Source organism: Candidatus Rokuibacteriota bacterium (assembly GCA_016209385.1).
In the GTDB taxonomy this organism is placed as follows: domain Bacteria; phylum Methylomirabilota; class Methylomirabilia; order Rokubacteriales; family CSP1-6; genus JACQWB01.
On record JACQWB010000020.1, the window covers coordinates 1 to 13,335 of the forward strand.

Annotated in this window: 16 protein-coding genes and 1 pseudogene; 10 read left to right on the forward strand and 7 right to left on the reverse strand. The window is 67.6% G+C overall.

What is annotated here, in order from left to right:
• Window positions 1-203 precede the first annotated feature (203 nt).
• A complete protein-coding gene (locus tag HY726_01280; protein MBI4607624.1) occupies window positions 204-827 on the forward strand; it encodes a DUF1326 domain-containing protein in 624 nt (207 codons plus the stop codon).
• Between the two features lie 42 nt (window positions 828-869).
• Window positions 870-1,598 carry a DUF2182 domain-containing protein gene (locus tag HY726_01285; GenBank protein MBI4607625.1) on the forward strand — a complete coding sequence of 243 codons (729 nt, stop codon included), beginning with the start codon at window positions 870-872 and terminating at the stop codon, window positions 1,596-1,598.
• Here HY726_01285 and HY726_01290 read toward each other — a convergent pair whose 3' ends face one another.
• Complete coding sequence (locus HY726_01290) at window positions 1,599-2,465, reverse strand: MBL fold metallo-hydrolase (protein MBI4607626.1); 867 nt, start codon at window positions 2,463-2,465, stop codon at window positions 1,599-1,601.
• Window positions 2,466-2,674: 209 nt separating this feature from the next.
• On the opposite strand from HY726_01290, the gene HY726_01295 reads away from it, so the two are divergent.
• Genes HY726_01295 through HY726_01315 form a run of 5 tightly spaced genes read left to right on the forward strand, consistent with a single transcriptional unit; the run spans window position 2,675 to window position 6,487 of the window.
• Window positions 2,675-3,520 carry a GntR family transcriptional regulator gene (locus HY726_01295; protein MBI4607627.1) on the forward strand — a complete coding sequence of 282 codons (846 nt, stop codon included), beginning with the start codon at window positions 2,675-2,677 and terminating at the stop codon, window positions 3,518-3,520.
• On the forward strand, window positions 3,517-4,509 hold the full coding sequence (locus HY726_01300) for an ABC transporter substrate-binding protein (GenBank protein MBI4607628.1): 993 nt from the start codon (window positions 3,517-3,519) through the stop codon (window positions 4,507-4,509). The genes HY726_01295 and HY726_01300 overlap by 4 nt, the downstream gene beginning before the upstream one ends.
• Before the next feature lie 13 nt (window positions 4,510-4,522).
• Entirely contained in the window at window positions 4,523-5,329 is an 807-nt protein-coding gene (locus HY726_01305; protein MBI4607629.1) for an ABC transporter permease, read from the forward strand.
• Window positions 5,329-6,141 carry an ABC transporter ATP-binding protein gene (locus HY726_01310; protein ID MBI4607630.1) on the forward strand — a complete coding sequence of 271 codons (813 nt, stop codon included), beginning with the start codon at window positions 5,329-5,331 and terminating at the stop codon, window positions 6,139-6,141. The genes HY726_01305 and HY726_01310 overlap by 1 nt, the downstream gene beginning before the upstream one ends.
• A 28-nt stretch (window positions 6,142-6,169) precedes the next feature.
• Complete coding sequence (locus HY726_01315; protein MBI4607631.1) at window positions 6,170-6,487, forward strand: phosphosulfolactate synthase; 318 nt, start codon at window positions 6,170-6,172, stop codon at window positions 6,485-6,487.
• A gap of 107 nt (window positions 6,488-6,594) precedes the next feature.
• On the opposite strand, the gene HY726_01320 is transcribed toward HY726_01315, so the two are convergent.
• The 4 genes and pseudogenes from HY726_01320 to HY726_01335 form a co-directional block, all read right to left on the reverse strand.
• Window positions 6,595-6,933, reverse strand: coding sequence for a tripartite tricarboxylate transporter permease (locus tag HY726_01320; protein ID MBI4607632.1), 339 nt, complete (start codon window positions 6,931-6,933; stop codon window positions 6,595-6,597).
• Between the two features lie 49 nt (window positions 6,934-6,982).
• Window positions 6,983-7,849, reverse strand: a pseudogene (locus tag HY726_01325) (tripartite tricarboxylate transporter substrate binding protein).
• Between the two features lie 15 nt (window positions 7,850-7,864).
• Window positions 7,865-8,299, reverse strand: coding sequence for a DUF126 domain-containing protein (locus HY726_01330; protein MBI4607633.1), 435 nt, complete (start codon window positions 8,297-8,299; stop codon window positions 7,865-7,867).
• Window positions 8,296-9,537 carry an aconitase X catalytic domain-containing protein gene (locus HY726_01335; protein MBI4607634.1) on the reverse strand — a complete coding sequence of 414 codons (1,242 nt, stop codon included), beginning with the start codon at window positions 9,535-9,537 and terminating at the stop codon, window positions 8,296-8,298. The genes HY726_01330 and HY726_01335 overlap by 4 nt, the downstream gene beginning before the upstream one ends.
• 210 nt (window positions 9,538-9,747) lie before the next feature.
• Between HY726_01335 and HY726_01340 the strand changes: the two genes are divergently transcribed.
• A complete protein-coding gene (locus HY726_01340; protein MBI4607635.1) occupies window positions 9,748-10,212 on the forward strand; it encodes an NAD(P)-binding domain-containing protein in 465 nt (154 codons plus the stop codon).
• A 1-nt stretch (window position 10,213) separates the two neighbouring features.
• Window positions 10,214-10,876, forward strand: a complete 663-nt coding sequence (locus HY726_01345; protein ID MBI4607636.1) for an alpha/beta fold hydrolase — start codon at window positions 10,214-10,216, stop codon at window positions 10,874-10,876.
• A 33-nt stretch (window positions 10,877-10,909) separates the two neighbouring features.
• Here HY726_01345 and HY726_01350 read toward each other — a convergent pair whose 3' ends face one another.
• Entirely contained in the window at window positions 10,910-11,563 is a 654-nt protein-coding gene (locus tag HY726_01350) for an LON peptidase substrate-binding domain-containing protein (protein MBI4607637.1), read from the reverse strand.
• Between the two features lie 19 nt (window positions 11,564-11,582).
• Window positions 11,583-12,764, reverse strand: a complete 1,182-nt coding sequence (locus HY726_01355; GenBank protein ID MBI4607638.1) for an FIST C-terminal domain-containing protein — start codon at window positions 12,762-12,764, stop codon at window positions 11,583-11,585.
• 101 nt (window positions 12,765-12,865) lie between these two features.
• Here HY726_01355 and HY726_01360 point away from each other — a divergent pair, with 101 nt between their 5' ends.
• On the forward strand, window positions 12,866-13,291 hold the full coding sequence (locus HY726_01360) for a PaaI family thioesterase (protein MBI4607639.1): 426 nt from the start codon (window positions 12,866-12,868) through the stop codon (window positions 13,289-13,291).
• Window positions 13,292-13,335 lie beyond the last annotated feature (44 nt).

Consider the following 13,335-nt stretch of genomic DNA (forward strand, 5'->3'; position numbering starts at 1 on the left):
CTCCCGACGAGCCGCAGGCGAGGAGAGCCACGAGGCGAGGCCCGAGTTGGTTGCGCGGGCGAAGCCCGCGCTCGAACCGGTGAGGCCGCTCGCGAGACGGTCGAAGAAGGGGTTTCCGCCGCCTTGTCCCTGACGCCGAGGCGGCGCTATACTGCGCGCGGCGCATCTGCCTTTCACCGGCCCATCATCCGAGGAGGCAACCCATGGCGAACCCCTCGTGGCAGCTCAGCGGCGACTACTTTGAGACCTGCAGTTGCACGTACCTCTGCCCCTGCGTGCCGACCAACCTGGCCGGTCGGCCCACGAAGGGCGAGTGCTACTTCGCCTTCGTGTTCCATGTGGACCGGGGGCGCTACGGGGACCTGGCCCTCGACGGCCTCAGCTTCGCTGTCCTGGGGCGCAGCCCGGGCGTCATGGCGGACGGCAACTGGTCCGTCGGCTTGATCACCGACGAGCGGGCGAAGCCCGAGCAGCAGCAGGCGCTGACGGCGGTCGTGAGCGGCCAGGCCGGCGGGCCCATGGCGGCCCTCGCCCCGCTCATCGGCGCCTTCCTCGGGGTGGAGGCCAGGCCGATTCGCTATGAGAAGAACGGCATGCAACGGTCGGTCTCGATCCCGGGTGTACTGGACCAGGCCGTGGAAGGGGTGGCGAGCCCGGCCAGGCCCGGCGAGCCGCTCTACATCGACAATACCCTCCACCCCGCCAACTCCCGCCTGGCCCTCGCGCGCTCGGCGCGGAGCCACCTGCACGCGTTCGGCCTGAATTGGGACGACGCCAGCGGGCAGAACAACGGTCACTTCGCCCCGTTCAACTGGCAGGGCTCCTGAGCCGTGCTCGCGTGGCTCCTCGCTCGGGACCGGGCGATCGTCATGGCCGGGCTCGCCGGCCTGACGGCGTTCGCCTGGCTCGGCCTGTGGCTGCGCGGCGACGGGATGGAGATGGGCGCCCTCGCCCCGCGCCTCCTCCCCTGGAGGCTCGCGGACCTCGGGGCGGCGGCGGTCATGTGGGCCACGATGATGGTGGCGATGATGCTCCCCTCGGCGGCCCCGGTGCTGCTCCTCTTTTCGGGGGCCCAGCGCAAGCGGAAGGGGCAGGCTGCGAAGGAGGCCGCGCGGCTCACGGCGCTCTTCGCGTTCGGCTACCTCGTCGTCTGGTTCGGGTGGAGCCTGCTCGCCGCCGCGCTCCAGTGGGCGCTCCAGGGGCTCCTCCTGCTCTCGCCTCACCTGGCGGCGACGAGTCTCTTGCTGAGCGCGGCGTTCCTCCTCCTCGCCGGACTCTACCAGTTCACGCCGCTGAAGGCCGCCTGCCTGGTCCAGTGCCAGTCGCCCCTCGGGTTCCTCCTCGCCCGGTGGCGGGAGGGGCGGTGGGGCGCGCTCGGCATGGGGCTTCACCACGGCGCCTACTGCGTCGGCTGCTGCTGGGCGCTGATGGGGCTCCTCTTCGTGGGGGGCGTCATGAACCTCCTCTGGGTGGCCGCGCTGGCCGGGTTCATCCTGCTCGAAAAGGCCGTCGCGCGGGGCCCCTGGCTCTCGCGCGCGACGGGGCTCGTCCTCATCGGGTGGGGGCTCTACGTGCTCCAGTCCGGCTTGGCCTCCTAGCTAGGCCCGCAGCCGAACCGGCATGAGCTCCTCGGCGAAGATGATCTCGCCGTCGTAGACTTTTCGCACATCGCCTATCCCCTTCTCCATCGGCCCGTGCGCGGACAGATGCGGGCCGATGTGCACGAGCACCAGCCGCTTAACGCCGGCCTCCCGGGCCATCTCTGCGGCGCCGGTGGTGCCGCACTGCCCCGGCGCTTCGCCCATGACGATCATCTGTTCCTGGTCGTCCCAGCACATGCAGAGCATCATGTCGGCACCGCGGGCCAGGTCCACCACGCTCTGGCATGGCTGCGTGTCGCCGGTGAACACGATGCTCCCGTCGGCTGTATCCAGCCGGTAGGCGAGGGAGTCGAGCCACGGCTGGACGTGCTCCGCGGGAGCGGCCGTCACCCGCCACTCTCGTTCCTGATGCACCACCCCCGGGCCCACATCTTTTGCCAGAACCGAGGGTGGCTTCCGGGGCAGGGTCCCGCCCCGGTTCACGTGCACGCGCTGGCTGGTCGGGTGGTTCACGCGGGCCTTCCAGTCGTGGACGAAGGCGCCGTTCTCGCCCAGGATGCGCTCGGTGATGGTCTGGGTAAGGGTTGGGCCGAAGACCTGGAGCATGTTCTCTCTGCCGACCGACTGGTCCCAGCGGCAGAGCAGAAAGCACGGGTAGTCCACGTCGTGGTCGAAGTGGTGGTGGGTGAAGAAGAGGTAGTCCACTTTAGTCGGGAAAATCCCAGCCTTGACGAGCTTGTAGGTGGCCGCGGGCCCGCAGTCGAACATGAGATACTCGCCGCCGACCTCGACGGCGAAGGCCGAACCGAACCGCGCCGGGGTAGGTGTGGGGGTGCCTGCGCCGAGGACGAATACTTGGGCCATTCGCGCCTCCTCTGTCTCTGCGAGGTTTCCATCGGCTTCGCCACGTGCTCCGGACATTTTCTGGCGTGACCCCGCGCCGGACGCTGGCCGGGGTCGGGCAGATGGGGGCTTGACAAGCCAGTCCCGTAAAAGTATAGAAGAGCTACTTTTTCACGAACAAGCCTCCAACCGCCGGGACCGTTCGGGGCTCGTCAGACCCCGAGGGAAGGGTGCTCAGATCCGCGCGTACTGATCCGATCCGGCACGGCGAGGGACGCCTCTCCGATCCCCCGCCCCGTTTCGGGCCGTTGTACTTCCGGGTCAAAGAGGATCTGCTGCGACAGATCCACACCGGAGCGCTGAAGCCGGGTGATTTCCTCCCTCCCGAATCGGAGATCTGCGCTAAATACGGGATCAGCCGGGGGACGCTCCGGCGTGCGTTATCCGATCTGGTTCGGGGCGGGTACCTCTCCCGCAAGCCCGGCGCCGGCACCTACGTTCTCAAGATCGACTTCGCGCGGAGCGCCACCTCCCGCTTCTTTCGATTCACGACGGGGTATTCGTCCGAGGTCATCGTCCCCGCGGCCAAGCTCCTGAGCCAGCGGACGGGGATGGCTCCGCCCAAGGTGGCGCGGATCTTAAACCTGGGACCGGGCGAGCGGGTCGTCATCCTCAGGCGGCTCCGGTTGATCGACGACGAGCCGATCATCGTCCAAACCTCGTATTTACCGCTGGATCACTTCAAAGACCTGGCCCCGGCCGACCTGAAGGACCGGTTGCTCTTCGACGTCCTCGCGGAGAAATTCGGCTTCCACATCCTTCGCGCCGACGAGTACCTGGAACCGAGCGTTGCCACGCCGCAGGAGGCGAAGCTGCTCGGGCTTCGGCCGGGCGGTCCCGTAATTCTCATCGAACGCATCGCCTATACGTTTCACAACACGCTGATCGAGTTCAGGAAGAGCGTCGGTCAAGTTCCGCTATTATGTGCAGCTCCGGTGACCGGCGGCGCCCGGCTTAAGCCGCGCATCGCCGGGAGCGGTTCCAGGAAACGCTTGTGTCAGGAGGACACGCGATGACGAACACACAGCGAGGCGTACCTATCTTCCTCCTTCTTGTTCTTCTCTTGGCCGCGGGTCTTCTGATGGGGCTGGTGGGTCCCGCAGGGGCGAAGGAGATCACCATCGTGGCGCCATCCGGCGTCAGCGTGACGCCGTTCTACTACGTGGTGGATCACAAGCTATTCGAGAAGGCCGGACTCACGGTCAAGCCCATCATCGTCACCGTGGGCAAAGAGGTCATCCGGATCTTCACCGCGGGCGACGCCGACATCGCCTTCACGGGCCCGGGGCCGATGGGCGTCACGATCGGCCGCGGCGTGCCCGCCAAGGTGCTCGCCTTCTTCGCCTACGGGAGCGTGGCGGTGGTGACGTTTGATCCGGCGATAAAGGAGGTGAAGGACCTCAAGGGCAAACGGGTCGCCATCTCGGGCCCGGGGAGTGCCAGCGAAGTCATCGGGCGCATCGTCCTCTACGAGCTCGGCCTCGATCCCCACAAGGATGCCCAGGTGCGGCCCATGACGGGGCCGGAGATGCTGAAGGCAGGCAAGCTGGGTGAGGTGGACGCCGCGATCACGTGGCCTCCAAACGCCCAGGCTATGGTCATCGAGAACCCGAAGGCCCGGATCCTGGTCGACGTGAACGCGGAATGGCGGCGGATCTTCAACACGCCCGTTCCCGCGGTCTGGCACGGGTTGCTCGTGAAGGAAAAGTTCCTCCAGGAGCAAGCCGAAGCGGTGAAGAAAATCCAGCAGGTTCTGGCCGAGGCGGTCCGCAAGGTCCAGCACGACGAGGAGGAGCAGGTGCGCCTGCTGGTGAAGTACGAGCGGATGCGGGAGGAATGGGCGCGCCCGGCGGTGAAAAGCGGGATGGTCGTCTTCAACCCGAACCCGACGGTCCTGACTCATGCGGAACGAGAGAGCATGATGAAGATCATGGATTACATGCACCGCTTCGGGTACATAAAGGAGAAGTTGACGCCCGAGCGGCTTTTCTTCGAGTGGAAGTAGGGGGGCAGCGGCCGTGAAAGTCGACGCGGCAGTCGAGCGGCGGCTGGCGACCGTTCGCACTACGCCCGCGGGGCGGCTCCGCGGTCTGCGTAAGTTTCTTCCGATTCTCGGGATCCTGGTCATCTGGCACATCCTGAGCCGGGGAGTTCCCGATTACATCCTGCCCTCCCCCTTCCTCGTCGCGCAGACCTTCTATCGGAGCGTCGTGAGCGGCGAGATCCTGATTCACCTGGTCATGAGCATGCTCCGGGTCTTCGTCGGCTTCGGTCTCGCCGCCATCGTCGGGCTCGCCGTCGGCTTTTTCATGGCGTTCTCACACTTCTTCCGAAGCCAGGTCGATTACCTGATCCGGATGGTCCAGCCGATCCCCGGCATCGCGTGGCTCGGCGTCGTGATCATCTGGTTCGGCCTGGGCGAGACCGCGATCATCACCGTGATCATCATCACGGTCCTCCCCGTCATCGTCCTGACGACGTACGAGGGGTTTCGGAGCGTGGATCCCGAGCTCATGAAGGCGGCGCGGACGCTGGGCGCCAGGAGGCAGTGGCACCTCTTCCGCTACGTCACGTTCCCGGGCGCGCTGCCGCACGTCATGAACGGGCTCCACATGGGCTTCGGCTACGGCTGGCGCGTCCTGGCCGCCGCCGAGATGATCGGCGCCACCCAGGGGCTCGGCTACTGGCTCAACTACAACGCGATCGCCCTCCGGACGGAGGACGTCTTCGTCGTGCTGGTGTTCTTCGCCGCGGCCATGATCGCGTTCGAGGAAGGCGTGTACCGGCGCGTGGAGCGCAGGGTGCTCGGGGGCTGGCTCGAGTGATGCGGTCGGTCTTCACCATCCGCAAGCTCGACAAGACGTTCGTCCGGGAGCGGAACGGCCGCCTCCACGAGACCGAGGCCCTGCGCGAGGTCGCGCTCGAGATCGCGGAGGGCGAGTTCGTCTGCCTGCTCGGCCCGTCCGGCTGCGGGAAGACCACGCTCCTGCAGATCATGGCGGGGCTCGAGTTTCCGACTGGCGGTACGATCGAGTATCGCGGCCAGCCGATCCTCGGCCCCGACACGAGCCGCGGCTTCATCTTCCAGCGCTTCAACCTCTTCCCGTGGCTGACCGCGCTCGAGAACGTGAAGTTCGGCCTGCGCCTCAAGGGGCTCCCGCAGATGGAGCAGAACCGGACCGCGCTGGAGAAGCTGCGGATGGTACGGCTCGTCGCCTTCAAGGATCATTACCCCCGCGAGCTGTCAGGCGGCATGCAGCAGCGGGTGTCGCTCGCGCGCACCCTCGCCATCGAGCCCGACGTGTACCTGATGGACGAGCCGTTCGGCTCCCTCGACGCGCAGACCCGCCGGCAGATGCAGCAAGAGCTGATCGCGCTGTGGCAGGAGACGGAGCTCAGGACGAAGACGATTGTGTTCGTCACCCACGACATCACCGAGGCGGTGCTGCTCGGCGACCGCATTGTCCTGCTGACGGCGCGGCCGGGCACGGTGAAGGAGATCGTGCGCGTGGACGTCCCGCGGCCCCGCGACCCGTTCGACCCGCAGCTCGTCGCGCTGGCGCGCACCATCGTGACCAACATCCAAGAGGAGATCGACAAGGCGCTCCGGGAGGAGCTGGAAGCGCGCACCGACTGAGCCCGCTGCGCGCCGGAAGGAGAGTGCCATGAGCCGGGCCTTCGCATCGATCCCGATTCCGGACCGCCCGCCGAAGCCGCGCGCGAGATCCCTCACGGTGATGATCGACTGGGGGCTGGAGCTGCGGGCGGTGGAGGACCTCATGGAGGAGGCGCACGAGTTCACCGATCTGGCCAAGGTCGCAGTCGGCATCTCCGGTCTCGTGAGCCACGACTTCCTGACCAGGAAGGTCGCCGCGTACCAGGCCTACGCGGTCGACCCGTTTCCGGGCGGAATGTTCCTCGAATACGCCTTCCACCACCGGAAGGCGACGGAATACCTGGCCGAGTGCGTCAACCCCCGCTGATTGAGGACGATGGGGGGCGGTCACGCAAAAGATCAGGTCAGCCGTACCGTAGGATTGCCGCAGTTGTCAAGGGCCTTCCGGCGCCGCAGGGTGGGGTGTGGTCAGGCTCAGCGCGTTGGACCGGCCAGCGCGAACGGGCGCCGGAGCGCGCGGCGCCAGGCCACGAACGGCGCGAGGAGCATCGCGAAGAGGAGCAGGAGCAGCACGGCGCTGATCGGGCGCTGAACGAACACGAAGAGGTCGCCCCGGCTCATGAAGAGGCTCTGCTGGAAGGTCTTCTCGAGCATCGGCCCGAGGACCAGCGCCAGGATCATCGGCGCCACGTCGAACTCGAGTTTCCGCAGCACATACCCGACGACCCCCATGACCACGAGCACGACTAGGTCGAGCAGGCTGTTGTTCACGCTGTATGTGCCGACGAGCATGAACATCAAGGGCGTGGTCACCTTCCAGCTCCTGCTTCAGCTCCGCGTGGCCTTTATAGTCGATCACTAGGCTTTTGCTCTGGGCGAACTTCTTGAAGGATTCGCTCTCGATCGCCTTCTTGAAGGTGTCGTGAATGGTCTGCACGACGTGATCGGGCGTTCCTTTGGGCGCAAACACGAAGAGCGGGTTGCCACCGGTGACATCGTACCCGAGCTCCCGCACCGCCGGAACATCCGGGAAGAGAGGATTCCGTTTCTCCTCGAAGGTCGCCAGAATCCGCATCTTGCCCGCCTGCACATGACCGAGAATCACGACAGGCGGGATCACCGTGGCCTCGACATGACCTCCCAGCACCGCAGCGGTCATCTCCCCACCCCCGCCGCCGAACGGCACAGGCGTCATATCCACTCCGGCCTTTTCCTTCAGTGTCTCAAGCGTCAGGTGCTGGAGCGAGCCGGCGCCCGGATGGGCCACCCGGATCTTCCCGGGATTGGCCTTGGCGTACTCCAGCACCCCCTTCATCGTTCTCCAGGGCGCCTCCGCGCGCACGGCCCACACCAGCGGCGGATTGATCAGCTTGATCACGGGCAGGAAATCTGCTGGTCCCTTGTACGGCAGGTTGCTGATGTGCGGCTGGACCAGCATCGGGCCTTTGGTGGTGATCCCGATGGTGTAGCCGTCCGGCTTGGCCTGGACGACCTCAGCCCCGCCTACGGTCCCAGCCCCACCCGGGCGGTTGACGACGAGGAGCGGCTTCGGGAAGTACGGCTTGGTTGCCTCGACTAGGTTCCGAGCGACCTGATCGGGGAGGCCGCCCGCCCCGAACGGCACGATCAGGGAGACCGGCTTTTCGGGATAGGCCTGGGCAACGGAGGCGAAGAGGAGGGTCCATACCGCCACGAGATTTATCGAAGCTCGAACCCCGCGCTGTCGCATCGCGCTTCCTCCTCTCTACGTCTCGGACTCTTTGTACACGGTCACGGTTCCGGTGGCTGGATCCAGCTCGACGTAATCGCCGGTCACGACGGTTGCCACCGGATCCGGCTCGAGTCCGTCCAGGATGGGGATGCCGGCGAAGATGGCCCCCTGCACCATGACAGGGTTGCTCCGCCGGAAGATCAGGGCGAGCGGGGCGAGGCCGCGGTGGGCCAAGTCCGCCAGCGCCCATCCCGCGGCCATGCCACCCTTGACGCCCGAGAACACGAGGATCTTGCCCGCTAGGCTCTGCCCGTAGATCGCGTGCCCGGCGCGGGAGATGATGCCGGTTTCCCGATCGAGGTCGTAACGGACGCCGAAAGCCTCCGTCGAGACTAGCGCGCGGCCTGCTACTGCCCGGCCGGGACCGGGGTGGCCGCGGAGAACGATGACCCGTCGTTCACCCTTCATTCCGCCAATCGCCCCTGGACGGCTGCCTCGATGCAGGTCGCCGTGCGGCGCAGGATCGGCTGGTACTGGTAGCTCGGGACGATGTTCGCGAGCTTGGCGGAGTTGGTGAGCACGCTCCGCCAGCCGAACGTTCTCCGCATGTCGCCGATAGCCATGTGGTAGAAACACGTGCCGTCGAGCACCAGCCCGCCGGCCCGCTCGATGGCGTCAACGTAACCCAGCCGCTCGCCCGCCGCACGCGCCATGGCGTCGGTGGTCACGATCAGGCGCGTGTTCTCGTGCACCGTGCGTCCATCGAGCAGCTCCGCCAGCATGCGAAGCTCGAAGACGGAAAGTTGCGGGGCCGAGAAGACTACCAGATCCACCTCGCGGCGATCCGGGACGTACCAGCGATATACTCCATCGATCTCCTCCGCGCCGACCCGGATCGTCCGCTCGGGCGTTCGCCCGCCGAAGGCTTCGGCCACGGTGCGCGCCTCTGTGGTGATGGGTGGCATGTGGAACATGGCGATCGATCCCCAGGCCGCGAGCGCCGCCCCGAAATGCTTCAGCTCGTCCGGCAGGGGGGACCGGTTCAAAACGGAGATGACGGGCACCGCCCAGTAGTCCGTCAACTGCCGCCCGATCAGCGCGCCAAGGGCCCCCCAGTCGGCAAGATCCGCTAGCTCGGTCGTGACGTCCACCAGCACTGTGCCGGCCCGGCATTCGTCCCGGTGAAAGCCGTAGTCGGGAACGCGTCCGGTGAGGGCCGCCGCCAGTGCGGCCGGCCCGCTCTCGAAGTTGCTCCGAGCGCCGATTACCGAGTTCGCCCAGATCACCGTCCCGGTATCGCCCCAGGCCAAATGCTCCCCTCGGTGCGGCTGGTAGGCCGTTTGGTAGAGTACGCAGCTGCCAAGCGCGATGAATCCCATCTTCCGGCAGAGCGCGATCACCTTGCGCTCGAACTCCACCATCGCAGGGTCCTGGCGGAGCCGCTCGGCCGCCGCGAAGTCCACCGAGCCAGGGTTCAGGGTGGCCAGGACGCGCGCTCGGGCTCCCTGCTCCATGAGCCGCTCCAGGAAGGCGACCCCGGAGGGGCCGAGAATCTCGATGTCGGCCATCATGTGCGCCGAGCGGACGGAAAGCATCCGGGTCGCCCCGAAGAACTTCCCGGTCTCCACCTGGAGGCTCAGGGCCCATCGGCACGGCTCACCGCAGTCCCCGTTTAGCATCCGCTCCTCTTCGCGGGTCAACTCCATCAGGCGTCGGGACCTCCTTTGCGCGAGTTCGGAAGGGTCTGCGGTCACGGGCGCACGATGTGGGACTCGTAACATGTCACCCGCACACTGTCAAGGGAAGGTCCCGGGACAGCGTTGACCTCGCATCGGGAGTGTGTTACTCAAGGCTACCATCCCGCGCCGCGAGCGTTTTTCTGGTTGAGCCGTTGTGCCTGTCGTGAGGGAATCGCCATGGTGAGACGGGTCGGGTTCATCGGGCTCGGGATCATGGGGCGTCCGATGGCGCGGAACCTCCTGAAGGCCGGCTTCGAGCTCATCGTGCACAACCGGAGCCAGGGGCCGGTCCAGGCGTTGATCGCCGAAGGCGTGCGGGCCGCGACCTCGCCCAGGGCCGTCGCCAAGCAGGTAGAATGCCTGATCACGATGCTCCCCGACTCCCCCGATGTCGAACCGGTGGCCCTCGGGCCGAATGGGATCATCGAGGGCGCTCACCCCGGCCTCATCTTTATCGACATGTCCACCATCTCGTCGCTTGCCTCTCAACGGATCGCCCGGGCGCTTGACGCGAAGGGTGTCCGGATGCTGGACGCTCCCGTCTCGGGAGGGGAGAAAGGCGCCATCGAAGGACGCTCTCCATCATGGTGGGCGGCGACAAGGCTGTCTTCGAGCAGGTGTTCCCAGTCCTTCAGGTTCTAGAATGCGGATCCGGCTGTCGCGGAACGCGCGGCTCGTTCGCTTCCCCGCCTCGGACGCCGTGCAGCTCGAGGGGCGCCTGACGCCGGCGGAGCGCGACCGCGCCGTGGTGCTCTGTCACCCGCATCCGCTCTACGGCGGGTCGATGCTCACGCCCGTGATCATGACGGCGGAGCAGGCCTTTCAGGACGCCGGGTACACGACCCTCGCGTTCAACTTTCGGGGCGTGGGCGGGAGCGAAGGCTCGCACGACGAAGGGCGGGCGGAGGTCGCCGACGTCGCGGGGGCCCTCGACTTCCTCCAGGAGGCGCTGGGCGGCATTCCCTCGACGCAGGTGGTGGCGGGGTACTCCTTCGGCAGCATGGTCGGCGGCCGGCTGGCAGCCACCGACCCGCGGGTCTCCGGTTACCTGGCGATCGCCCCGCCCCTGAACCGCTACGACTTCGCGTTCCTGCGCACGGCCTCCTGCCGGATCGCCGTGATCGCAGGGAGCCGGGACGACTTCTGCGATCCCGATCGGCTCGAGAGGCTCATCACCGCCCTGCTCGCCCCGCCCTGGGTGCGACTGCTCGACACCGATCACTTCTTTCAGGGGACGCTGGAGGATCTCGCGGCGGCGTGCCGGGACGCCGTCCGGTGGCTTCACGGGGAGACGACGCGGACCTGATTCGAGGGCACCTCGAAGGCGGAGCCGCGCGAGTCAGTTCCACTTCGCCTGCCAGCGCGGGTCGCGCTCCCCGCGCGCGGCGAGGAGCGTCCTCAGGTAGCGCGTTACCTCGCCGATCCGCGCCTCGACGTTCGGCTCCTCGAGGAGACGCTGCCGCAGCTCCGCCTCGCCGACCACTGCGGCGGCGATCCGGTCCACGACGGCGGCTGGGCTGTCGCGGTCGGTCAGGACGTCGAGGAGCTTCGGGATCGGTCGAGAGAGCCCGCTGAGGAGCTGGCCGAAGGCGAGCCGCAGGGGTTCCAGCTGGGGCGCGAGCTCCCGCTCACCCCCGGCGGGATAGGCGTCCTCGAGCCAGCGCGCGGCGGCGATCCGGTAGAGCTTCTCCGCCCGGACCTCGCCCTCGATGACGATCCGGCCGGTTCCGCGCAGGAGGATGTTGTAGCGGCCGTCCGGGAGCCTCTCCCACTGCGTGATCTCCCCGGCGCCGGCGACGCGGCAGACCGGGGGCCGCCCGTAGTAGTCTGCTTCCCAGCCCGGCTTGAGCAGGACCACGGCGAGGCATTTGTCGCCGGCCACGCGGTCCGCCACCATCTGACGGTAGCGTGGCTCGAAGATGTGAAGCGGCAGGGTCGTGTGCGGGAAGAAGACCGTGTTGGGGAGGGGGAAGATGGGAACACGGAGGCTCACGGGCGGCGCGGGGATCTGGTCAGGCCGGATCCGAGGGGAAGACCACCAGCGCGCCCGTGTAGGTGTGGAAGAAGTTCCGGTGGCCGACGGGCGCGAACTCGCCGTTGCCGAAGAAGCCCGCGAGCGGGAACTCGCCGAGGTGCTCTCGGATCAGGCGCACGTCGTGGTCGGCGACCCCGAAGAGCCCCTGGCCACGCCCGGCGCAGTTGAAGTAGCAGCCGAACGCGGGCGGGCGGCGCCCGAGCCGCTCTGCCAGGTCGCGAAGGGTTGCGCGCAGGTCCTCGCGCGCCGCCTGAGCGTCTCGGATCTGGAACTGGATCGTCTGGCCCACCCTGACCGGCTCGGCAACCGCGATCGCGCCAGTCGACTGATCCACCCCCACCAGGCTCCTCACGAGGAAGTCGCCGCGGTCGAGGGGCGACTTGGCGGGGTCCATGGCGAGCCCCGCGAAGATTCCCGCACGCCGGATCCGCTCCTGTGGGTTCTCGAGGGAGGAGATGGCCTCCTTGAGGATTTCCACCGCGGGCCGGCTTCCGATCTCGTGGATCACGTTCTCCTCGGCGCGCGTGATCACGTACGGCGCCCCGATGGGCATGCACCCCTGGGCGACGCCCACGACGGGCCTGGGGCCCGACACGGCGACGCCGGCGATCCCGCCCCGGACGGGCTCGGTGTTGAACAGCTCGAACAGGGGCATTCCGGCCGCGACGCCGCCCACGACCGGGACGAAGCCGAGCACCTCCCGGAGCCCGCTGAGGAGTGCGGGCGGGTCCAGGCCGATCGCATCCGGCAGGAGCAGCAGGCACCCGCCCTCGGCGACGGTTGCCCCGAGCTGATCCGCCAGCTCAAACCCGGCTTCGGCGCCGGCGCGTTTCTGGTCCTCCAGCAGGCACGGAGTCGCGGCCAGGCGTTCTCCACGAACGGTTAGGACGGCGACGGCGGTCTCTCCCTCCACCTCCCGGTGATCGGTCAGGACGCCCGCGCCGCTGCACCCGACGACGGTACGGGCTCCGGTCACGCGCCGGACGACGTGGAGGATCTTGGAGGCGCTGGCGTAGGCGTCGGGCGTGGTGAAGACGAGCGCCAGGTCCGCATGGTCCTGGCCGCTTCGCGACAACGCCTGGAGGCAGCCGTCGAGGGCGGCATCTTCGGGGGACCGTCCGACGGCGAGGCCGGATCCCGCGGCAATCACAACGGCCATTCTAAGCCCTCCCCGGCGCCGGCGGAAGGGCGGGGGGCACGCGCGAGGAACGTGATAGGCTGGCATCACGCGCGCGGAGAGCGCCGGGCGAGGAGGTTTCCATGCCAAAACCGTTGCCGCCGGACTCGGAGATCTTTCACCCGTTCGCCCAGCTCATCGGGCTGAGCGTTTCGGGACAGGATGCGGGCCGGAGCCGCTGCGTCCTCAGCGTGGACCCAAAACTGCTCAACCCGCACCGGGTCCTGCACGGCGGCGTCATTTTCTCGATGGCCGACACCGGCATGGGGGCGGCGCTCTACCCGTGCCTGGAGGACGACGAGCTGTGCGCGACGGTGGACATCAAGATTGCGTACTTCGGCGCCGTGACCTCCGGACTGCTGACCTGCGACAGCAAGCTCCTCCACAAGACCAGGCGGCTGGCCTTTCTCGATTCGGACGTCACCAACGACGGGCGGCCCGTCGCCAAGGCCATGGGGACCTTCTCCATCTTCAAGGCTTCGAGCGCGGGCTTGGCCCGCGCAAGCTAGCCGGGGGGGGAGGTATCGGAGGGGGCCGTCGAGGCCCCCTCCGA

Excerpts from the sequence above, each read along its gene's own strand:
- HY726_01280 (MBI4607624.1), top strand. The coding sequence starts at position 204 with ATGGCGAACCCCTCGTGGCAGCTCAGCGGCGACTACTTTGAGACCTGC.
- HY726_01285 (MBI4607625.1), top strand. The coding sequence starts at position 870 with ATGGCCGGGCTCGCCGGCCTGACGGCGTTCGCCTGGCTCGGCCTGTGG.
- HY726_01290 (MBI4607626.1), bottom strand. The coding sequence starts at position 2,465 with ATGGCCCAAGTATTCGTCCTCGGCGCAGGCACCCCCACACCTACCCCG.
- HY726_01300 (MBI4607628.1), top strand. The coding sequence starts at position 3,517 with ATGACGAACACACAGCGAGGCGTACCTATCTTCCTCCTTCTTGTTCTT.
- HY726_01310 (MBI4607630.1), top strand. The coding sequence starts at position 5,329 with ATGCGGTCGGTCTTCACCATCCGCAAGCTCGACAAGACGTTCGTCCGG.
- HY726_01315 (MBI4607631.1), top strand. The coding sequence starts at position 6,170 with ATGAGCCGGGCCTTCGCATCGATCCCGATTCCGGACCGCCCGCCGAAG.
- HY726_01330 (MBI4607633.1), bottom strand. The coding sequence starts at position 8,299 with ATGAAGGGTGAACGACGGGTCATCGTTCTCCGCGGCCACCCCGGTCCC.
- HY726_01335 (MBI4607634.1), bottom strand. The coding sequence starts at position 9,537 with ATGGAGTTGACCCGCGAAGAGGAGCGGATGCTAAACGGGGACTGCGGT.
- HY726_01340 (MBI4607635.1), top strand. The coding sequence starts at position 9,748 with ATGGTGAGACGGGTCGGGTTCATCGGGCTCGGGATCATGGGGCGTCCG.
- HY726_01345 (MBI4607636.1), top strand. The coding sequence starts at position 10,214 with ATGCGGATCCGGCTGTCGCGGAACGCGCGGCTCGTTCGCTTCCCCGCC.
- HY726_01355 (MBI4607638.1), bottom strand. The coding sequence starts at position 12,764 with ATGGCCGTTGTGATTGCCGCGGGATCCGGCCTCGCCGTCGGACGGTCC.
- HY726_01360 (MBI4607639.1), top strand. The coding sequence starts at position 12,866 with ATGCCAAAACCGTTGCCGCCGGACTCGGAGATCTTTCACCCGTTCGCC.